Raw genomic sequence first — 20,523 nt, 5'->3', positions numbered from 1 at the left:
GGAAGGACCCGCACTCGGAGGGGGGTGCGGGTCCTTCCGTCTGTCCCGAGGTCCCTCAAGGCTGTCCGGCGCCGTCCCCTACGGGCGCGGCCTCAGCCCGGTGGTGCCACCAGGCCCATCTCGTACGCCGTGATCACCAGGTGCACCCGGTCGCGGGCGCCCAGCTTCGTGAACAGGCGCGCCACGTGCGACTTGGTGGTGGCGACCGAGATGAACAGTTCCTCGGCGATCTCGCTGTTGGTGCGGCCACGGCCGACCAGGGTCAGGACCTCGCGCTCGCGCTCGGTGATGCCCTCGACCGGCCGGTGCGGGCGGCGCGGCGCGGGCGCCGGACGCTCCACGAAGTCCGCGATCAGCCGGCGCGTGACGCCCGGCGCGATCAGGGCGTCCCCGGCGGCGACCACCCGGATCGCCGCGAGGATGTCGTCCACGGCCATGTCCTTGACGGCGAATCCGCTCGCGCCCGCGCGCAGCGCCCCGTACACATGCTCGTCCTCGTCGAAGGTCGTCAGGACGAGGACTCTCGTCGGGCCCGGGTCGGCCATGATGCGGGCGGTCGCCTCGATACCGTCCAGGCCGGGCATCCGGATGTCCATCACGACGACGTCCGGGCGGGACTCCCGGGCAAGGCGGACGGCCTCCGTGCCGTCGGCCGCCTCGCCCACGACCTCCAGATCCGGGTGGTCGGCGATCAGGACGCGCAGCCCGGAGCGTACGAGGGGCTGGTCGTCGGCGAGGAGCACGCGGACCCGGGCCGTCATCGGGCGGCCTCCGTCTCTCCGCCGCGCACGATGTCCCCGGGACGCTCACCGGCCCGCTCCGGCAGCGGCACCCTCGCCCGCACCAGGAACCCGCCCCCGGGACGCGGCCCCGCGCTGAACTCTCCGTGCAGCAGCCCGACCCGCTCCCGCATCCCCGTCAGCCCGAACCCCTCGCCCAGGGCGCCGCCCGGCACCGCCTTTCCGTCGTCGGTGATCTCCACGGTCAGTTCGCGGGGGCCCTGGTCGACGGTGACCAGGCAGCGCCCGGTGCCCGCGTGCCGGACCACATTGGTCAGCGCCTCCTGGACGATGCGGTACGCGGACAGGTCGATGTCGGACGGCAGCGGGTGCCGGTCGCCGACCCTGACCACCTCGACCTCGACGCCCGCGTCCCCGGTGGCCGCCGCGAGCCGGTCCAGGTCCGCGAGGCCCGGCGCCGGAGCGCGGGCCGCCGACTCGCCGCCGTCCCCCGCGACCGGTTCGGCCTGCCGCAGGGCGACCAGTGTGCGCCGCAGCCCGGACAGGGTCTCCCTGCTGGTCGTCTCGATCGCCCGCAGCGCCTCCCTGGCCTCGGCGGGCTGGGTGTCGATGACCCGGCGGCCCACGCCCGCCTGGATCGCGATGATGCCGATGCTGTGCGCCACCATGTCGTGCAACTCCCGGGCGATCCGCAGCCGTTCGGCGGTGATCGCCTGCTCGGTGGCGCGCGCGTGCGACGCCACGGCGAAGGCGCGCTCACGGCGGATCGAGTCGCCGATCAGCCAGGCGAGGACGACGGCGGGCAACTGGAGCTGGTCGAGCACCGTCGGACCGCCGGGCCCCGGCATGCCGAGCTGCGTGACGATCAGCTCCAGCACGGTGAGACAGCCGACCGGCACCGCGAACCGGCGCGCCCTGGTCCCCGCGATCCGGCCGAGCGCGACGGCGGCCGGCGCCATCGCCGCGATCGTCAGCCATGGCGTCAGGGTCACGAAGACGAGCGTCTGCTGGATGAGCAGCAGCAGGACGAGCGTCGTCAGCGGGTACCGCCACAGCAGCACCCCGGCGAGCACGACACCGGACATCGCGAGCAGCGGCCCCGGCTGCCAGACCGTGCTGCCGAGACCGATCGGGACCCGCAGCACCAGATTGGACAGGATCAGCGTGAACAGCGCGGCTCCGGCCCACAGCAGCACCGTCCGCACGCGGTGTGCGGCGCGCGGACGGCCGGCGGTGGTGGAAGGGGTGGCGTCCATGGCGCGAGCGTAGCCAGGACCTGGTGGGCGGGTCATCGGCCCGTGGGCGTAAACCCGCAGGCCGAGGGCGACACCGCCACCGACACCTTCCCCTCCCCTCCGGCCCCTCCGCTCCGGTCACTTCTTGGGCGGCACCGCCGGCATCCCCAGGAACGGCAGCCGCAGCTCCCCGAACGCCCCTTCCGGCACCGAGGGTGTCCGGGGAGCGACCGCCGCGACCCGCTCGTACGCGGCGCCCTGCGCGGGGCGCGGATCGGGCTCGCCCTTGTTCGGCCAGTACGCCATGGCCCGCTCCGCCTGTGCGGTGATCGTGAGGGACGGGTTCACACCGAGGTTCGCGGAGACCGCGGAGCCGTCCACGACGGAGATCCCGGGGTGCCCGTACAGCCGGTGGTACGGGTCGATCACGCCCGTCTCCGGGGACGCGCCGATCGGGCAGCCGCCGAGGAAGTGCGCGGTGAGCGGGGTGCCCATCAGCTCACCGATGTTGGAGCCCGCGAAGCCGTTGATCTCCTCGGCCAGCAGGGTCGCGGCGCGGGTCGCCGCCGGGATCTGGTCCGGGTTGGGCGCCCCATGTCCCTGTCGTGCCGTCAGCAGCCCTTTGCCGACGCCGGACGTCTTGCGGTACGTCGTCAGGGAGTTGTCGAGCGACTGCATCACCAGACCGATGATGGTCCGCTCCGACCAGCGCCGACCGGACAGCGACCGCAGGGCGAGCAGCGGATGCCGGGCCATGGAGCCGAACCAGCCGGCGACGCGGTGCCGGGTGGCGTACGGCACCTGAAGGATCGTCAGTCCGCTCATCGCGTTGGACCCCTTGCCGTACCGCACCGGTTCGATGTGGGTGTGGGCGTCGGGGTGGATGGACGACGTGATGGCCACACCCCGGGTGAAGTCGGCCTTCGCCGCGCCGTGCTTCTTCCGGTAGCGCCGGTTGTCGGTCTGCGCGCCCACCAGGGCCTCGGAGTTGGTACGGGTCAGGGTGCCGAGCCGGTCCGAGATCCCGGGCAGCAGACCGCTGTCCTTCATCCGGTGCAACAGGGTCTGGGTGCCGTAGGTGCCGGCCGCCACGACGACGCGGCGGGCCGTGACCGTACGCCCCTCGCCCTCGCCCCTTCTCCCGTCCTTGCCCTTGCCCTTGCGTTTGGCGTCCGTGGGCAGGGTGGTGATCGCGAAGCCGCCCCGCGAGTCCTCGGTGATCGCGACGACGGAGGTCATCGGATGGATGACGGCGCCCGCCCGCTCGGCGAGGTGCAGATAGTTCTCGTTGAGGGTGTTCTTCGCGCCGTGCCGGCAGCCGGTCATGCACTCACCGCACTCGGTGCATGCCTTACGGGCGGGGCCCGCACCCCCGAAGTACGGGTCGGCGACCTCCTCACCGGGCTTGGCCCTGCACCCGCCATCGGCGTCCTCGCCGTCCCCGAAGAACACCCCCACCGGCGCCATGTGGAAGCTGTCGCCCACGCCCATCGCCTGCGCGGTCGCCTTGAGGTGGACGTCGGACGGGGTCATCGTCGGGTTCAGCCGCACCCCGAGCATCCGCCGCGCCTGGTCGTAGTACGGCTTCAGCTCGTCCTGCCAGTCGGTGATGTCCTTCCACTGCGGGTCGTCGAAGAAGGCGGCGGGCGGTACGTACAGCGTGTTCGCGTAGTTGAGGGACCCGCCGCCGACTCCGGCGCCCGCGAGGACCATCACCTTGCCGAGGAGATGGATGCGCTGGATGCCGTAGAGGCCGAGGGCCGGGGCCCAGAGGTAGTTCTTCATGTCCCAGGAGGTACGCGGCAGTTCCGCGCGGGTGAAGCGGCGCCCGGCCTCCAGGACGCCGACCCGGTACCCCTTCTCGGTCAGCCGCAGCGCCGACACCGCACCACCGAATCCGGAGCCCACGACGACCACGTCATAGTCGTGGCCATGGTCGTCCCGGCGGTCGTCCCGGCCGGGGACAGACTTGTCCTGTGACACTGATACCTCCCGGTAAAGGTGCTGGTCAGCGCAGTCGAAGGGCCTTCATCGCGCGCAGGCTGCGGCTCATGAAAGCGGCGTACTTGGCGTCGTCCATGCCGAACGCGGGCGCCATCGGCATGACGCGCTGCTGGGCGACGGTCTGCGCCTCCGTGTACTTGAGGATGCCCTCGGAGCCGTGCCGCCTGCCGAGCCCGGAGTCCTTCATGCCGCCCATCGGCGCCTGGACGCTGCCGTACGCCGACGCGTAGCCCTCGTTGACGTTGACCGTGCCGGAGCGCAGCCGGGCGGCGATGGCGCGACCGCGCCGGCCGTCCTTCGTCCACACCGAGGAGTTGAGGCCGTACGAGGTGGCGTTGGCGCGCTCGATCGCGTCGTCCTCGTCCGTGAAGCGGTAGAGGGCGACCACGGGTCCGAAGGTCTCCTCGCCGCACACGGCCATCGGCGCCTCGACGCCGTCGAGGATGGTCGGCTCGTAGAAGTACGGGCCGATGTCCGGGCGCGCGACCCCGCCCGCGACGACCGTGGCGCCCTTCGCGACGGCCTCGTCCACATGCCGGGTGACCGTCTCCAACTGCCGGGCGCCCACGAGGGAGCCCATCTCGGCGCCGTACGCCAGCGAGCGGCCCAGCCGCATCGCCTTCGTCCGGGCGGCGAACCGCGCGACAAAGGCGTCGGCGACCGACTCATGGACGTACAACCGCTCGATGGAGATGCAGAGTTGGCCCGCCGACGAGAAGCAGGCGCGGACCGCCCCGGCCGCCGCCTTGTCCAGGTCGGCGTCGGCCAGGACCAGCATCGCGTTCTTGCCGCCGAGTTCGAGCGAGACGCCGACCAGACGGGCCGCCGCGCCCTGGGCGACCTCGCGGCCGGTGCGGGTCGAGCCGGTGAAGGAGACGTAGTCGGCGTGCCGGACCACCTCGGGCCCGACGACGGGTCCCTCACCGAGGACGACCTGGAACACGCCCGCCGGAAGCCCGGCCTCGACCAGCAGGTCACGGGCCCACAGGGCGGTGAGCGCGGTCTCCGTGTCGGGCTTCATGACGACGGCGTTGCCCGCGACGAAGGCGGGCAGTGCGTCGCCGACGGACAGTTCGAGGGGGTAGTTCCAGGGCGCGATCTGTCCGACGACCCCGCGCGGCTGGCGCAGCTCGGTGACCTTGGTGAGCGTCGGCACGGCCCCGGTGTGCCGCCTGGGCCGCAGATACGCGGGCGCCTTGCGGCCGTAGTGGCGCGCGGCCACCGCGACGGCCTGCACCTCCTCGTGCGCGTGCAGCCGGGCCTTGCCGGTCTCCAACTGGATGAGGTCGAGCACCTCGGCCTGCCGGGCGAGCACCAGGTCGTGGAAGCGCAGCAGGACGGCGGCGCGCTGCCGTACGGGGGTCGCGGCCCACACGCTCTGCGCGGTACGGGCCCGCTCGAAGGCGGTGGCCACGTCCTCGGGCGTCGACTCGGGCAGATCGGCCAGCTTCTCGCCGGTGAACGGGGTGTGGTTCGCGGTACGGCCGGAGCCGACGACGTCCCGGGTGAGCTGGGCGACCAGCTCGGGCGTCACGACGTCCGCCGCGGTGCGGGCGCCGGCCGGGGCGGGGGCGAGGGGGTTCGTGCCGATCGGCTCCGGAGTCGTGCCGTTCGGGTCCGGGATGGCGCCGTGCGGAGCAGCGGCCTGCGAGTCCGTCATGGGCGTGAGCGTAAGCCCCTGTCCCGCTTTTGGGTACCCGTCGGTAACGAGCTTTCACGGACCACACACACCGCCACCGATCACTGGCAACAAAGCCGCTGATCAGCGGGTTGTCACTCGCTACGAACCATTCACCGCGGATCGCCCGGGGTGAAGGAATCCACCGCCGAGTCGAAGTACGCGCGAGCCTCCGCCACCCGGGTGAGCGGCGCCGAGACCCAGATGTCGTACATCCGGCCGTCCTCCTCCCAGCACAGGTCGAAGGTGTGCCGGGGGCCCTCGGTCTTCGTGAAGCCGTTCCAGGTGAACTCCCACAGGGCCGCCGTACGCCCGTCGTGCGTCGTCGGCGTCACCTCGCCCTCGCGGTAGCCGGGGTTGTTCGCCGGGCCCCTGGCGGCCGAGCGCCGCATCACGGCGACCGGTCCGCCCGGCTCGGTATCGGCCGCCTTGATACCGATGCGGAAGACGCCGTCCGGCGAGAGATAGAAGATCCGGGGGCCCTCGGGGCTGCGCGTGAACCCGTCGGGGACGGCGACCGTGAAGCCGTCGGGGTCCCGGGCGACGCGGTAACCGGCCGGTGCGGTCGGCGGTTTGCGGCTGACCGGTGACGGGGAACCGGCGGTCGGGTGCTCGCGGGTGACCGTCACGGTCGGGGTCGGACCACGGGTGTCCGGCGACGCGGCGCCCGCCGCCCGGTCGTCCACCCGGTCGTCCACCCGGCCCCGGTCCATCAGAAGCGCGACGCCGGAGACCCCGGCGCCCGCGAGCGCGGCGACCAGCGCGGCCGTGACGAGCAGCCGCCGCGGGGAACGCCCGCGCCCCGCAGGCGCCTTGGGCGCCTCGGTCCCACCGCCGGTCGCCTGGGCGGGCGGCGGGGTGGCGGCTCCGCGCGGCGCCGGGGTGCTGGGCACGTCGCGCCGGGTGGGCGTGTAGCCGGAGGCGGGGGCGGGGGGTGCGGCGGTACGGTCCCCCGGGCGCGGGTCCGGCTGGCCCGCCTGGTCACCGTCGGCCACCCGGTCCGATACGGCGCCCCCTTCCCCGTACTCCCCGTACTCCTGGTATCCCCGCAACAGCTTCTCCGCCCCCGCCGCGTCCAGGCGGGTGTCCGGGTCGCGGTCGAGGAGTCCCCGTACGACGGGGAGCAGCGGTTCGGCCTCGGCGGGCGGGTGGATCTCGTCGTGGAGGACGGCGTGCAGGATGCCGCCGAGCGAGTCCCTGCGGAACGGCGACGCACCGCTCAGCGCCGCGCACAGCAGCGCCCCCAGCGACCACAGGTCGGCCTCGGGTCCTGTCCGGGAGCCGGAGATCCGCTCGGGCGCGGTGTACTCGGGCGAGCCGACGAACTGCCCGTTCTCGGTGAGCGTGGTGGCGCCCGCGACGCGCGCGATGCCGAAGTCGGTCAGCACGACCCGGCCGGTGGCGGCCTCCAGGAGGACGTTCGCCGGTTTCAGGTCGCGGTGCAGGACGCCCGCCGCGTGGGCGGCGCGCAGCGCGCCGAGCAGCGCGAGCCCGATCCGCGCGGCCTCGCCCGCGTCCACAGGGCCTGACCCCGAGAGCCGGTCCGCGAGCGAGCCGCCCTCGATCAACTCCATGACGATGTAGGGGCGTTCCTCGTGCTCCACGACGTCGTGCACGACGACCAGATGCGGATGCCGCAGCCGCGCGACCGCGCGGGCCTCGCGCAGGGACCGCTCGCGCTGCTGCCGTGCGTCGTCGTCGGACAGCGACAGGTCGGGGATCAGCTCCTTGACGGCGACATCGCGGTCGAGAAGCTGGTCGGCGGCGCGCCACACGATGCCCATACCGCCCCGGCCGAGCCGTTCCTGAAGACGGTAACGCCCGGCGATGACACGGACGTTCTCCCCCGTGGTCCCCATGCGACCCATCATGCCGCACCCCGGCCGGGCCGCCCCGGTGTCAGGGCCGCCAGCCGCGCAGCATCGCGTCGAACTGCTCCCGCGCGGTCTCCCAGTCGGCGGCGGGCGAGGACAGGTAGAGGGCGTACTCGACACCGTCGCCGTCTATGTACGTCTGCTCGATGGCGCGGCGCGGGCCAGGGAACGGGTCCTTCTCGGACGCCGTCCAGGTGAACTCCCAGAGGGCGCCCGGCTGGTCGCGGAAGAAGTTGGAGCGCAGGCTCTTCCGCCGGTACTCGGGCAGCCGGGAGAGCTGCCTTTCGAGGTCGAGCTGGTGGAGGTAGGCGTTCTCGAAGTCGGGGTTCTCGTCGATGGCGATCCGCAGGAAGTGGTCGCCGTTGTCGGGCGTGTAGTCAATCTGGCTGCCGAAGACCTGCCGCTTCCAGCCCGGCGGCAGGGCGAGGCTGAAGCCCTCGGCGTCGTGGACACGTGTCCAGTCGTCGGGTATGGCACCGGTGGGCTCCTTGGAGGGGCCCGCAGTGGGCTGCCCCGACCCGTCCGACGCCGAGATCAACGGGGTGCCCTCGTCACCGCGCTGCCCGTCCGCGTACCGCATGACCAGCGCGCCGCCCCCACCGACGAGCGCGGCGGCGACCAGCACGGAGACGACGAGCAGCCAGCGGGGGCGGCGGCGGGGGGCGGCCGGCGGGGGCGCGGGGTGTCCGGGGTACGCGCCGGGGCCGGGGTGGGTGCTGTGACCGGGGTAGGAACCGGAGCCGTGGCCGGGGTACGAACCAGAGCCGTGCCCGGGGTACGAACCGGAGCCGTCGCCCGCCAACCCCGGCTCTGTCCTGCGTACCGCCGTGACCTCGTCCTCCGCGACCGCGCGCGTCGGTACATACGCCTGTGCGGCCGACGGGCGGCGCCCCTCCGCTGCTTCCGCGAGCATCTGCTCGGCCTCGGACGCCGTCGGCCGGGTCTCGGGGTCCTTGCGGAGCAGCGCGGTGATCACGGGGCCGAGCGCGCCCGCGTGGACGGGTTCGGCGGGCTCCTCGTCGACCACGGCCTGCATCGTCGTGAGCGGTGTGGTCCGGCGGAACGGGGACAGGCCCTCGACCGCCGTGTACAGCGTCGCGCCGAGCGCCCAGAGGTCGGAGGACGGGCCGGGGTCGGCGCCGCGTACCCGCTCGGGGGCCAGATAGTCCACCGACCCCACGATCTCGCCGGTCTTGGTGATGGTGGTGTCGCCCTCGACCTGGGCGATCCCGAAGTCCGTGAGGAGCACCCGGCCGTCCCGGGCGAGGAGTACATTGCCGGGTTTCACATCCCGGTGCAGGACGCCGGCGGCGTGCGCGGCCCGCAGCGCGCGCAGCACCCACAGGCCGACCCTGGCGACCTCGGCGGGCTCCATGCGGCCCGACTCGCGCTCCTTGGCGGCCTCGGCGAGCGAGTGGCCCTCGATGAGTTCCATGACGATCCACGGGCGGTCGTCGTGTTCGAGGACGTCGTGGACGGTGACGACGGCGGGGTGCGTGATTCTGGCGGCGGCTCTGGCCTCCGCGCGGGTGCGGGCGAGGAGTACGGCGCGTTCGCTCTCGGGTGCGTACAGCGCGGCCGTCAACTCCTTGACGGCCACCACGCGGTGCAGCACCTCGTCGTGGGCGCGCCACACCCGGCCCATCCCACCGCGCCCGATGGACTCACCGAGCCGGTACCGTCCGGCCAGCAGCAGGCCCTGCATCTGATTCACGTTCCCCCGCAATGGTCTTGGCACGGATCAGCGTAGGGATGCCGTCGGCCCCAGGGAACAAGGGGGCCCCGACAGCAACAGCTCTGTGACGCTTCCCGGAGCCTCAACTCTCCACCGCCGGGTACAACGTTCGGCCGCGACCGGCGGTTCACCGGTCGCCCTGCGACAGGCCCCGGGCCTCAGCCGGTCGGCTCGTACGTGGCGGACGCCTGCTCGTACAGACGGGTCACCTCGTCCCGCTCCGCGTCCGGGCCCCTGACCTGGAGTACGTGGTACCGGCCGCCGACGATCATGGCGAGGTTGCGGACATAGGTCGTACGCCCGTCCGTGTCCTGCCAGGTGAACTGGCCCTCGGCCATGGCGCGTCCGCCGACGTCGATCCGCCGCATGCCGCTCGACGTGGCCCACGTCGAATCGCGGAACGGCTGCAACTCGCTCTCCCGCTCCCGCTGATACGTCATCGGATCGGAGCCGTACTCCTTGGTGGTGTCCCGGCCCGGCACCACGATGAGCTGGAAGTCGCCGTCGCTGTAGACGATTTGGCCCCGCTCGTTCCGGGGCGCGCGGTCCCAGCCGGAGGCCACCGCGACCTGGAACCCCTCGCGGTCCTTGCGGAGCGTGAATCCGCGCGGCAGATCGGGCCCCGTGGTCTGCGGCTGCTGCGAGCCGGGGCTCTTAGACGGCTTCGCGTCCCCGCCCGTGCCTCCGCCCGCGTCCCCGGCGGGGCTCGCGGACGACCGGTCGGGCGTGGGGCTCACGCTCCCCGTCGCGCCGGTCCGCTGGGCCGCCCCGCTGTCCCCGCCCGCCGTGTCGGCCTTCGGCATGAACACCACCGCGTACGCCACGGCCGCCACGAGGCCGAGCAGGATCAGCACCAGCAGGGTCCGCCCCAGCTTGGCGGGCGCGGTCCGATCGCCTCCCCTGCGCGCGCCCTCTCCCCCGCGCGCACCGGCCCGCTTGTGCCGCCCGTGGGGGCCGGTGGTCGTGGACTGACGGGATCGGCGCCGCCGGCGCACCAGCTCGCCCCGGCGCCGCAGGATCGGCAGCCGGCGCGGGTCGGCCGGCGGTGCCGCTATCACGTCGGCACCCGCCTCGGGCTCCGGCGCCGACCGGACCAGCGACCGCAGCCAGCCCCGCAGCTCCTCGAAGTCGGGCCGCTCGGTCGGGTCCTGACGCAGCAGCGACTCGACGACGGGCCGCAGCGGCCCGCACTCCTCGGCGAACGCGGGCGGCTCGGCACATACGAGCTGCACCAGCTCGGTGGTGCTGTCCTCCGGATACGGCGCGTGCCCCTGCACGGCACGGAACAGCAGCGCGCCCAGCGCCCACAGATCCGTGGCGGGTCCGATCGGCGCGGCGAGCTGCCAGTTGTCGTGCACGGGCCCGGCCTGCTCGGGCGCCCACCGCTCGGTGACGGGCCCCACGACGGCCATCCGCGCGTGCCGCGCCCGCTCGGCGGCGAGCGCGGTGGCGGGGCCACGCCGGGGGTGCGGCACGTCCCACGCGGGGCTTTCCGGTACGGGTCCACCTGGTACGGGGGCGGGGGCAGGGCCCGGTACGGGCGCGATCTCGTTGCCCCGGGCCGCGCCCGGCGCCGTGGACCCCGGTGGCAGCGCGGCGGCCGAACCGCCCCGGGGCAGCGCCCCGTGCCACGTACCCGGCGGCCGGCGCACCCCGTACGGATCGGTGATCCGGCCATGCGGATCGGCGCCGTCCGGCTCCGGCGCGGAGGCTGGTGTCAGCCCCGCGGGCAGCTCGGGGGATCCGCCGCCGCGCTGCTCCTCGTTGACCCGGGCGGCGGCCCTGGCCCCGGCCCGGTACGCGGCGATGGCACCGGCACGCGCGGCGCGGGCGTCGGTCTCGGCGGACGGCAGCCGAGGCGTCAGAGCGCCACCCCCGGGACCACCCCCGAAACCACCTCCGTGGCCGGCCCCCGTACCGCCCCCGAAGCCACCTCCGGCACCCGCCCCCGAACCCGAACCGCGCGCGGGGGGCAGCGAACCGCCAGGCACCGGGGGGCCGTTGACCTGGGAGTAACCGGGCCCGGCGGCCCCGCCGCCGCCCCGGCCGGGACCAAACCCGGGATCAATCCCGGGGCCGTACTCAGTTCCGTACTCGGGCTCGGGCCGCGGGTCGTATCCGCACAGCGCCTCCTCGGCCGCCCCCGCCGCGAGCCCGGTGAGCATCACGCGCCCGTCGTCGCAGACCAGCACGGTCCGGATGGTGATGTTGCGGTGCACCCAGCCGTGTGCGTGCAGCGCGCGCAGCGCGGTGAGCACGTCGGCGGCGATCTCGGCCGCGCGGTACGGCGTCAGCGGCTCGTCGGCGAGCAGCGCCGACAGCGGCCGGGCGGGCACCAGTTCGCTGACGATCCAGAGCGAGCCGCCCTCGGCGAACACGTCGAAGACCTGGTCGAGCCGGGGATGGTCGGGGATCTGCGCGGCGGCCTGCGCGGCCTCGATCGCGCGCCGCACCGCCGGATCGGCGGACCTCGCCGCCGCGTCGGGCCCCCGGCGCCCGGCCCCGCCGCCCGGTGGCACACCGTCACGGCGCACGAACCCCTCGGGCAGCCCGTCCGCGTCGAGCACCTCGGCCTCGACGATCTCCGGCAGCGGCACCTGCCGTACGTGGACCTCCTGGCCGCTGTAGGTGTCGAAGGCCCGGGTGTACGACGGCTCGTACGCGTCGGACGGCGGCAGCGGCAGGCGGTAGCGGTCCGCGAGCACGCGCCCCGCGTAGTCGTCCACGACACCTTCCCCCTGTCCGCCCGGCGGTCAAATCCGTTCGTTCCGCGACCCGTTACGGCTGCGTACGGTCGGCAACCACTCACGATACGTGCCCCATGCGTACCCGCACGGAGGGATCCCGGAACTCACGGAGAGTGACGGATTCAGGACTTCGGCTGGAAGGTCCGCGTGAACGTCTGCCACGTGGCGCGCCGTTCCTTGTCGTCCCAGTTGTCCGCCTTCGCCGTGTACATCAGCGCGTACCCCTGCTTCGAGTTGACCACGAACCCACGGTCTATCGAGCGGTACTTGGTGCCCCCGTCGACATACGTGAATTCCCAGTCGGCCGTCTCCCAGCCCCGGAAGTCCACACTCTCTATGCGGATCTTTTCGTACTGCGCCCGGCGCATGGACTTCTCCTGGTTCTCCCAGTCGGCCACCGCGTCGTCCTTGGGCGTGGTCGTCCAGCCGACGAGCAGCCGCTGCCCGTCGGGCCCGGCGAAGCGGGCGCCGGCCGCGTCCGTCGACGTGAACTTCCACCCCTTGGGCAGCCCGATCGAGAAGCCCTGCGGATGGCGGTACGTGGTCACGTCGCCGTCGGTTCCGGAGCTGCTGTCCGCGCTGGGGTCGGCGGGGTTGTTCCCGACACCGGACCCGGAGCCGGAGTCCGAGCCGGAACTTGAACTGTCCCCGGTCTCCTTGTCCGACCCCTTGCCCTTGTCGTCCGAGTCCCCGGAGCCGCTGCCACTGCCGCTGTTGTCGTCCTTGCCCTGGTCGCCCCCGGCGGTGGCCCCACTGGACGCGGACGGCTTCCCGCCGGTCCCGCCGTCGGCCGACGCCTCGTCCCCGCCCGGAAGCGTGAGCGCCAGGACGACGCCGAGCACCGCGAGCGCGACGACGACGGCGATGACGACGAGGGTGCGACGGGGCACGACATCGGTGAGGGACGCCTTGGGGGCGGGCGAGGTGGGCGGGGCGGCGACGGAGGCGTTCGCGGCGGCCACGGGGGTGTGCGCGGGCGCCTTGGTCCTCGGCCTCGGCACCGGCTTGGGCGAGGCTTTCGGTACCGGAGGCGTGGGCGGCACGGGCGGCAGCGGGACGACTCGGGTCGCGTCGGCCGGGGGCTCCGGCTTGGTCTCGGGCGCGTTGATGACGCCGAGCAGCATGGTCCGGGTCGCCGCGTCGTCGAGCCGCTGATCGGGGTCCTTGGCGAGCAGCCCGTAGATGACCTCTTCCAGCGGGCCCGCGTTCTTCGGCTGTTCGACCGGTTCCGTCATCACGGCCGTGAGGGTCGCGATGGCGGACCCCTTGTCGTACGGCGGAACGCCTTCCACCGCCGCGTACAGCAGTCCGCCGAGCGACCACAGGTCGGCCGCGGGCCCCGGCCGGTGGCCGCGCGCCCGCTCCGGCGAGATGTACGAGGGCGCCCCGACGAGCATGCCGGTCGAGGTGATGGACGGGTCGCCCTCGACCTGGGCGATGCCGAAGTCGGTGAGGACGACGCGGCCTTCGTCGGAGATGAGGACGTTCGACGGTTTGACGTCGCGGTGCAGGATGCCTTCACGGTGGGCGGCGCGCAGCACGTCGAGGACCGCGAGTCCGACCTCGGCGGCGCGGCGCGGCTCCAGGAGCCCGTCCTCGCGGATGGCCTCGGCGAGCGACTTGCCCTCGACGAGTTCCATGACGATCCACGGCCGGTCGTCCTCGTCCACGACGTCGAAGACGGTGACCGCGCTGTTGTTGCGGATCCGCGCGATGGCCTTGGCCTCGCGGAGGGTACGGGTGATCAGGCGGCGCTTCTCGTCCTCGTCGATGCTGCCCGGGAACCGGAGTTCCTTGACGGCGACGGTCCGGCCGAGCATTTCGTCCTTGGCCCGCCAGACGGTCCCCATCCCACCGCGCCCGAGCACGTCACCGAGCCGATAGCGCCCGGCGAGGAGCCGATCGGTGCGGCCGTCGTGGGCGGCGGCTCTGTCCCGGGGAACCTTGGGAGGGGTGTCCGACTCTTCCTCAGCGACCTCAGCGGCCTCAGCGCCCTCAGCGATCTCGGCGGCCTTGCCCGTGCCGGACCGGACGTCCTCCGCCACGGGAACGTCCTCCCCGGCCGCTTCGGCCGGCCTGTCTGCCCGGTCCACCCGGTCCGCCCCCTGACGCGGCACCTGATCCGCCACCTCATCCGGCCGAGCCTTCCGCGGATCCGCACCGGACACACCGTCCCCCTTGTCCGAACCGGTCCCACCGGCCCCCCGGTCCCGCTCCGCCTCCGACATGCGTCCCCTCATGCAACCCGCCCTGACAGAGCCTTCATTGTCCCCTACCCGGGGACCGGTCGGCGCTCAGGGTCCGCCGTCGCGCATGATGTTCCGCACACTGGGAGGGACCCCCGATGCCCGTACGCCACATACGCCACACGCTTCTGGCCCTGTCGCTGGCCGTGGCCCTGCTCTTCCTGGCCCCGGGCAGCTCGCCGGCTCACGCTCCCCCGCTCTCGAACGCCACCCTTCCTCTGTTCACGGGCGAGGGCAAGGCCCGTACGGCCGCGCTCCTGTCCGGCGGCCGGTTCGCCCGCACCGGTACGGCCATCCGCCGCGCCGACCGCTTCCGCGCGGGCAGCGTCACCAAGACCCTGCTCGCGACCGTCGTCCTCCAACTCGCCGCCGCACACCGACTGTCCCTCTCCGACCCCGTCGAACGCCACCTCCCCGGACTGATACGGGGACACGGCAACGACGGCCGCGCCCTCACCCTGCGCTCCCTGCTCACCCACACCAGCGGCCTGCGCGACTTCGCCGCCGACACCCGGGGCCGCGTCCCCCTGACCCCCCGCCAGGCGATACGCGTCGCCCTGACCCACTCCCCGTCACCCCCGGGCCGGTTCGCGTACTCCAACACCAACTACGTCGTACTCGGGATGGTGATCGAGGAGGTCACCGGGCACTCGTACGCCGAGGAGGCCGAGCGCCGCGTGATCCGCCCCCTGCGTCTGACGGGCACGTCCTTCCCCGGGTCCCGCACCACGCTGCCCGCACCGCACGGCACGTCCTACACCGCCGGCGGGCGCGAGGTCACCGAGGTCGACCCGCGCGTGGCGGGCGCGGCGGGCGAACTCGTCTCCACGCTCGACGACCTGAACCGCTTCTACGCGGCCCTCCTCGGCGGCGACCTCCTGCCGCCCGCACAACTGCGCGCCATGCTCGACACGACCGCCACCGACGGCACGTACGGCATGGGCATCGACGCGGTGACCCTGCCGTGCGGGACGACCGTCTGGGGCCACGACGGCCGGATCACCGGCAGTTACGTCCGGGTGGCCGCCACCCGCGACGGCCACCACGTCCTCACCTACCGCACCGACTCGGACGCCCTGGTCGCCCCGAGTACGGAACGGGCCCTGCTGACCGCCGAGTTCTGCCCGAACGGTTCCACGCCGTGAGCCGGCGGGGTCAGCCCAGCGGGACGATGTCCGGTGCGCCGAGGCGCGCCGCGTCCGCCGTCAGGTCGTCCGGCTGCCGCTGCGACTCCCGCTCGGCCTCCACCCTCTTCTCGTAGTGCTGCACCTCCCGGTCGATCTGGTCCTTGTCCCAGCCGAGCGCGGGCGCCATCAGCTCCGCGACCTCCCGCGCGCACCGCGTACCCCGGTCGAAGGTCTCGATGGAGATGCGGGTCCGGCGGGTGAGGACGTCGTCCAGGTGGTGGGCGCCCTCGTGCGTCGCCGCGTACACCACCTCGGCGCGCAGATAGTCGTCGGCGCCCTGAAGGGGTTCGCCGAGTGTCGGGTCGGCGGCGATCAGGTCGAGGACTTCCTCGCTGAGCGATCCGTACCGGTTCAGCAGGTGTTCCACGCGGGCGACATGGATGCCGGTGCGCGCGGCGGTCCGCGCGCGGGCGTTCCACAGCGCGTGATAGCCCTCCGCGCCGAGCAGCGGCGTCTCCTCGGTGACAGAGTCGGCGACGCGCTGGTCCAGGCCGTGCACCGCCTCGTCCACGGCGTCCTTCGCCATCACCCGGTACGTCGTGTACTTGCCGCCCGCGACGACGACCAGGCCCGGCACCGGATGCGCCACCGTGTGTTCCCGGGACAGCTTGCTGGTGGCGTCGGACTCGCCGGCGAGCAGGGGCCGCAGGCCCGCGTACACCCCTTGGACGTCATCGCGCGTGAGGGGCACCGCCAGCACGGAGTTGACGTGCTCCAGCAGGTAGTCGATGTCGGCGCTCGACGCCGCCGGGTGGGCCTTGTCGAGGTCCCAGTCGGTGTCGGTGGTGCCGACGATCCAGTGCCGACCCCACGGGATGACGAACAGCACGCTCTTCTCGGTCCGCAGGATCAGCCCGGTCGAGGAGTGGATGCGGTCCTTCGGTACGACCAGATGGATGCCCTTGGACGCGCGGACGTGGAACTGGCCGCGCTCGCCGACCATCGCCTGCGTGTCGTCCGTCCACACGCCCGTGGCGTTGACGACCTGCTTCGCCCTGATCTCGTACTCCCCGCCGCCCTCCATGTCCTGCACGCGCGCGCCGACGACCCGCTCGCCCTCCCGGAGGAAAGCGGTGACCCGCGCGCGGTTGGCCGCCTTCGCGCCGTACGCCACCGCCGTGCGCACCAGTGTGGCGACATAGCGGGCGTCGTCCATCTGCGCGTCGTAGTACTGAAGGGCCCCCGTCAGCGCCTCCTTCTTCAGGCACGGCGCGACCCGCAGGGCATGACGGCGGGTCAGATGCCGGTGCCTGGGCAGCCCCCGGCCGTGGCCCCGCGCCATCGACATCGCGTCGTACAGCGCGACGCCCGAGCCCGCGTACAACCGCTCCCAGCCCTTGTGCTGCAAGGGGTACAGGAACGGCACCGGTTTCACGAGGTGCGGGGCCAGGCGCTCCAGGAGCAGTCCGCGCTCCTTCAGCGCCTCGCGGACCAGCGCGAAGTCGAGCATCTCCAGATAGCGCAGCCCGCCGTGGATCAGTTTGCTCGACCGGCTCGATGTGCCCGACGCCCAGTCGCGGGCCTCGACGATTCCGGTGCTCAGACCGCGGGTCACGGCGTCGAGGGCGGTCCCCGCGCCCACCACGCCCGCGCCCACGACCAGGATGTCCAGCTCCCGATCGGCCATGGCCGCCAACGCCTCGGCGCGCTCCTCCGGCCCCAGTGTCGCTGTCCTCACCGCTGCCTCCCGTCACAGGCGAGCCGGCCGCACCGAGCGGTGCCCGTACTCACGTCCCCCTGATTCCCATCTCGTTCCCATCCTTTTCCGATTGTTGCCGGGCCGCCCGACTTCAGCCACCACTCATCGCTCGCCTGTGGACAACACTCGGTGAATCTCGGGCGCCCAATACCGCATAACGGTCATATTTACTCCTAGTGTGACATTGCGCTGGTCCACTTTGTCCACAGGGCTTGCGCGATCCTCCCGCCCCGGCTATTGGGAAGGACGGCCCACCGCCATGCCCGCAGATCTCGCCGTCATCGGACTCGGCCACCTCGGCCTGCCCCTCGCCCAGGCAGCCGTCGCCGCCGGCATCGACACGCTCGGTTACGACCCGGGCCTCTCGCCCGACCGCCCGGCGGCCCGTCTCCCGGCGGACGCCCTGGACGGCTCCGTCCTGACCTCGGCCGATCTGCGCCGGATGCTCTCGGGGGGCTTCCGGCCGACAGCGGACCCGACGGGCCTCGGCCGGGTCCGTACGGCCGTCATCTGCGCCCCGACACCACGCGGCGCGGACGGTTCGCCCGAACTGGGCCAAGTGGGCGACGCGGCACGTGCCCTCGCCGCACGGCTGCGCCCGCACACCACCGTGATCCTGGAGTCACCGGTGCCGCCCGGCACCACCGAGGAGTTCCTGCTGCCCCTCCTGGAACAGGGCTCCGGGCTGCGGGCGGGCCGCGACTTCCACCTCGCGTACTCGCCGAGCCGCGTCGACCCCGGCAACCGCGCCCACCGCTACACCGCGACACCGAAGGTCATCGGCGGCCTCACCCCCGCCTGCACCGAGTCGGCCGCCGCCTTCTACGGGCGCCTCACCGACAAGGTCGTCCGCGCGCGTGGCCTGCGCGAAGCGGAGACGGTCCAGCTCCTGGAGACCAACTTCCGGCACGTCAACATCGCCCTCGTCAACGAGATGGCCGTCCTCTGCCAGGACCTGGGCGTCGACCTGTGGGACGTCATCCGCTGCGCCGAGACCAAGCCGTTCGGCTTCCAGGCGTTCCGCCCCGGCCCCGGCGTGGGCGGCCACGGCGTCCCCCAGGACCTCTCTGGCCCGCACCACACGGTCCGCCCCCTCCGCCTGGTCGAACTCGCCCAGCAGGTCAACAACCACATGCCCCAGTACGTCATCCAGCGCGCGGCGACCCTCCTGAACGAACACGGTAAGTCCGCACGCGGCGCCCGCGTCCTGCTCCTCGGCGTCACCTACAAACCCGACCTCGCGGACCAACAGAACTCCCCCGCCCGGGAGATCGCCACCCGCCTGATGGAACTCGGCGCCTCCGTCAGCTACCACGACCCCTACGTCCCCGCCTGGAACATCCTGGACCGCCCGGTCCCCCGCGCGGACTCCCTCTACGAAGCAGCGGCCGAAGCAGACCTGACCCTCCTCCTCCAACACCACCGCACCTACGACTTGCAGGGCCTGTCGGTCAAGGCCCAACTCCTCCTGGACACCCGGGGAGCGACCCCGACGGGGGCGGCGCACAGGTTGTGAAGGGGGGCGCACGAAGCACCCCGAGCCCCCGAGACCGCTGGCGCCCGGAATGGCCCCGAAGCTACCGTGGAAGCTGGTGGGGCCCACCGCAGCGGGTACTGCGGCAGGCTCCTGATGGCTTACGGAGTGTCCACCCCTAATTCCTGTAGGGGTGGCCGCTCACCATCCAAAAATCCGCAAAATCCACCTCCTCCGGCACCACACCGCCCGTCGGCGGATCGGGTAACGTTCAAATAGGTGGAGCCCACCGCAGTGGCCTCTGCGGCAGGCTCCTGGTCGAATCATGGGTGTCCGCCCCTAGTTCTTATAGGGGCGGCCAGTCATCGACCGTAAATCCGCAAAATCCACCTCCTCCGGCACTGAACCATCCGAAGACGGATCCGGTCCCAGCGGGTGGGCTTGCGGTGGCGACCCATGGTGCGCCCCCTTCCACATCGCCACCCATTGACCCGGTAGGCGGCACGTCAGAACTCGGGCCGGGCCCCGAGGGCCGAGGTCCGGAACGAAGTCCTTGGAAGGGGGCGCTCCATAGAACTGGGGCGCCACACAGGGACACTATCGGCGCAATACGGTTGTCAGACCCGGATTCGTCCCAAACGCAACCGTGCGCCCCCTCTCTGCAACACGCGCCCCCTCAGCCCCACTTGGGTACGCCCTGAGCACGCGAAAGAGCCCGGACCGTCACTCAGGTCCGGGCTCTCGCCGTATCCGTGTATCCGCTGGGCTACCGCTTGTGCTGCGAGTCCGCCACCGTGACCTCGACCCGCTGGAACTCCTTGAGTTCGCTGTAGCCGGTCGTCGCCATCGCGCGGCGCAGGGCGCCGAAGAAGTTCATCGAGCCGTCGGGGATGTGCGAGGGACCGGTCAGGATCTCCTGTGTGGTGCCGACCGCGCCCAGGTCGACGCGGGTGCCGCGCGGCACGTCCTCGTGGACGGCTTCCATGCCCCAGTGGTGCCCCTGGCCCGGCGCGTCCGTGGCGCGGGCCAGCGGGGACCCCATCATCACGGCGTCCGCACCGCAGGCGATGGCCTTGGGCAGGTCGCCGGACCAGCCGACGCCGCCGTCGGCGATGACATGCACGTACCGGCCACCGGACTCGTCCATGTAGTCGCGCCGGGCCGCCGCCACGTCCGCGACGGCGGTGGCCATCGGCACCTGGATGCCGAGGACATTGCGCGTGGTGTGCGCGGCGCCGCCGCCGAATCCGACGAGGACACCGGCCGCGCCGGTCCGCATCAGGTGCAGCGCCGCCGTGTACGTGGCGCAGCCGCCGACGATCACCGGTACGTCGAGTTCGTAGATGAACTGCTTGAGGTTCAGCGGCTCGGCGGCACCGGAGACATGCTCGGCGGAGACCGTGGTCCCGCGGATCACGAAGATGTCGACGCCGGCGTCCACGACGGCCTTCGAGAACTGGGCCGTACGCTGCGGCGACAGCGCGGCGGCGGTGACGACGCCCGAGTCCCGGACCTCCTTGATGCGCTGCCCGATCAGCTCTTCCTTGATCGGCGCCGCGTAGATCTCCTGGAGGCGCCGGGTCGCGCCCTCGGCGGGCAGTTCGCTGATCTCGTCGAGCAGCGGCTGCGGGTCCTCGTACCGCGTCCAGAGCCCTTCGAGGTTGAGCACGCCGAGGCCGCCCAGCTCGCCGATGCGGATGGCGGTGCGCGGGGACACGACCGAGTCCATGGGCGCGGCCAGGAACGGCAGCTCGAAGCGGTAGGCGTCGATCTGCCAGGCGATCGAGACCTCCTTCGGGTCGCGCGTACGACGGCTCGGGACGACGGCGATGTCGTCGAAGGCATACGCCCGCCGGCCGCGCTTGCCGCGCCCGATCTCGATCTCAGTCACGTGTGTGGCCTTT

At 72.7% G+C, this 20,523-nt stretch carries 12 protein-coding genes; 2 read left to right on the top strand and 10 right to left on the bottom strand.

Annotated features, from left to right (window positions below; genetic code table 11):
• Positions 1–92 precede the first annotated feature (92 nt).
• From ACIQNU_RS37270 to ACIQNU_RS37235, 8 genes are all read right to left on the bottom strand, one after another.
• Positions 93–761, bottom strand: a complete 669-nt coding sequence (locus ACIQNU_RS37270) for a response regulator (RefSeq protein ID WP_401375134.1) — start codon at positions 759–761, stop codon at positions 93–95.
• The gene (locus ACIQNU_RS37265) at positions 758–1,996 is read right to left on the bottom strand and encodes a sensor histidine kinase (RefSeq protein WP_401375131.1); all 1,239 of its coding nucleotides are present in this window, start codon (positions 1,994–1,996) and stop codon (positions 758–760) included. The genes ACIQNU_RS37270 and ACIQNU_RS37265 overlap by 4 nt, the downstream gene beginning before the upstream one ends.
• A 117-nt stretch (positions 1,997–2,113) precedes the next feature.
• On the bottom strand, positions 2,114–3,958 hold the full coding sequence (locus ACIQNU_RS37260) for a GMC oxidoreductase (RefSeq protein WP_401375128.1): 1,845 nt from the start codon (positions 3,956–3,958) through the stop codon (positions 2,114–2,116).
• A gap of 25 nt (positions 3,959–3,983) precedes the next feature.
• On the bottom strand, positions 3,984–5,639 hold the full coding sequence (locus ACIQNU_RS37255; protein ID WP_401375125.1) for a succinic semialdehyde dehydrogenase: 1,656 nt from the start codon (positions 5,637–5,639) through the stop codon (positions 3,984–3,986).
• Between the two features lie 131 nt (positions 5,640–5,770).
• Positions 5,771–7,516 carry a protein kinase gene (locus ACIQNU_RS37250; protein WP_401375122.1) on the bottom strand — a complete coding sequence of 582 codons (1,746 nt, stop codon included), beginning with the start codon at positions 7,514–7,516 and terminating at the stop codon, positions 5,771–5,773.
• Between the two features lie 40 nt (positions 7,517–7,556).
• Complete coding sequence (locus tag ACIQNU_RS37245) at positions 7,557–9,236, bottom strand: serine/threonine-protein kinase (protein WP_401375276.1); 1,680 nt, start codon at positions 9,234–9,236, stop codon at positions 7,557–7,559.
• Positions 9,237–9,424: 188 nt separating this feature from the next.
• Positions 9,425–11,992, bottom strand: coding sequence for a protein kinase (locus ACIQNU_RS37240; RefSeq protein WP_401375120.1), 2,568 nt, complete (start codon positions 11,990–11,992; stop codon positions 9,425–9,427).
• Positions 11,993–12,135: 143 nt separating this feature from the next.
• On the bottom strand, positions 12,136–14,241 hold the full coding sequence (locus ACIQNU_RS37235) for a serine/threonine-protein kinase (protein WP_401375118.1): 2,106 nt from the start codon (positions 14,239–14,241) through the stop codon (positions 12,136–12,138).
• A 116-nt stretch (positions 14,242–14,357) separates the two neighbouring features.
• On the opposite strand from ACIQNU_RS37235, the gene ACIQNU_RS37230 reads away from it, so the two are divergent.
• Positions 14,358–15,404, top strand: a complete 1,047-nt coding sequence (locus tag ACIQNU_RS37230) for a serine hydrolase domain-containing protein (protein WP_401375115.1) — start codon at positions 14,358–14,360, stop codon at positions 15,402–15,404.
• A 10-nt stretch (positions 15,405–15,414) separates the two neighbouring features.
• Here the strand turns inward: ACIQNU_RS37230 and ACIQNU_RS37225 are convergent, their stop codons facing one another.
• The gene (locus ACIQNU_RS37225; RefSeq protein ID WP_401375112.1) at positions 15,415–17,124 is read right to left on the bottom strand and encodes a glycerol-3-phosphate dehydrogenase/oxidase; all 1,710 of its coding nucleotides are present in this window, start codon (positions 17,122–17,124) and stop codon (positions 15,415–15,417) included.
• A gap of 280 nt (positions 17,125–17,404) precedes the next feature.
• Here ACIQNU_RS37225 and ACIQNU_RS37220 point away from each other — a divergent pair, with 280 nt between their 5' ends.
• Positions 17,405–18,661 (top strand): nucleotide sugar dehydrogenase, encoded by a 1,257-nt coding sequence (locus tag ACIQNU_RS37220; RefSeq protein WP_401375109.1) that lies wholly within the window; start codon positions 17,405–17,407, stop codon positions 18,659–18,661.
• A 724-nt stretch (positions 18,662–19,385) separates the two neighbouring features.
• Here the strand turns inward: ACIQNU_RS37220 and ACIQNU_RS37215 are convergent.
• Complete coding sequence (locus tag ACIQNU_RS37215) at positions 19,386–20,510, bottom strand: GuaB3 family IMP dehydrogenase-related protein (RefSeq protein ID WP_401375107.1); 1,125 nt, start codon at positions 20,508–20,510, stop codon at positions 19,386–19,388.
• Between the last annotated feature and the right edge of the window lie 13 nt (positions 20,511–20,523).

The sequence above is a fragment of the Streptomyces sp. NPDC091292 genome (assembly GCF_044757265.1).
Taxonomy (GTDB): domain Bacteria; phylum Actinomycetota; class Actinomycetes; order Streptomycetales; family Streptomycetaceae; genus Streptomyces.
The sequence above is the reverse complement of the archived record's forward strand: the minus strand, read 5'-3'. Positions and strand labels throughout refer to the sequence as shown.

Bases quoted from the DNA above. Each gene is read 5' to 3' on its own strand.
- ACIQNU_RS37250 (WP_401375122.1), bottom strand. From the start codon at position 7,516: ATGGGGACCACGGGGGAGAACGTCCGTGTCATCGCCGGGCGTTACCGT.
- ACIQNU_RS37230 (WP_401375115.1), top strand. From the start codon at position 14,358: ATGCCCGTACGCCACATACGCCACACGCTTCTGGCCCTGTCGCTGGCC.
- ACIQNU_RS37255 (WP_401375125.1), bottom strand. From the start codon at position 5,639: ATGACGGACTCGCAGGCCGCTGCTCCGCACGGCGCCATCCCGGACCCG.
- ACIQNU_RS37235 (WP_401375118.1), bottom strand. From the start codon at position 14,241: ATGTCGGAGGCGGAGCGGGACCGGGGGGCCGGTGGGACCGGTTCGGAC.
- ACIQNU_RS37270 (WP_401375134.1), bottom strand. From the start codon at position 761: ATGACGGCCCGGGTCCGCGTGCTCCTCGCCGACGACCAGCCCCTCGTA.
- ACIQNU_RS37265 (WP_401375131.1), bottom strand. From the start codon at position 1,996: ATGGACGCCACCCCTTCCACCACCGCCGGCCGTCCGCGCGCCGCACAC.
- ACIQNU_RS37220 (WP_401375109.1), top strand. From the start codon at position 17,405: ATGCCCGCAGATCTCGCCGTCATCGGACTCGGCCACCTCGGCCTGCCC.
- ACIQNU_RS37245 (WP_401375276.1), bottom strand. From the start codon at position 9,236: ATGCAGGGCCTGCTGCTGGCCGGACGGTACCGGCTCGGTGAGTCCATC.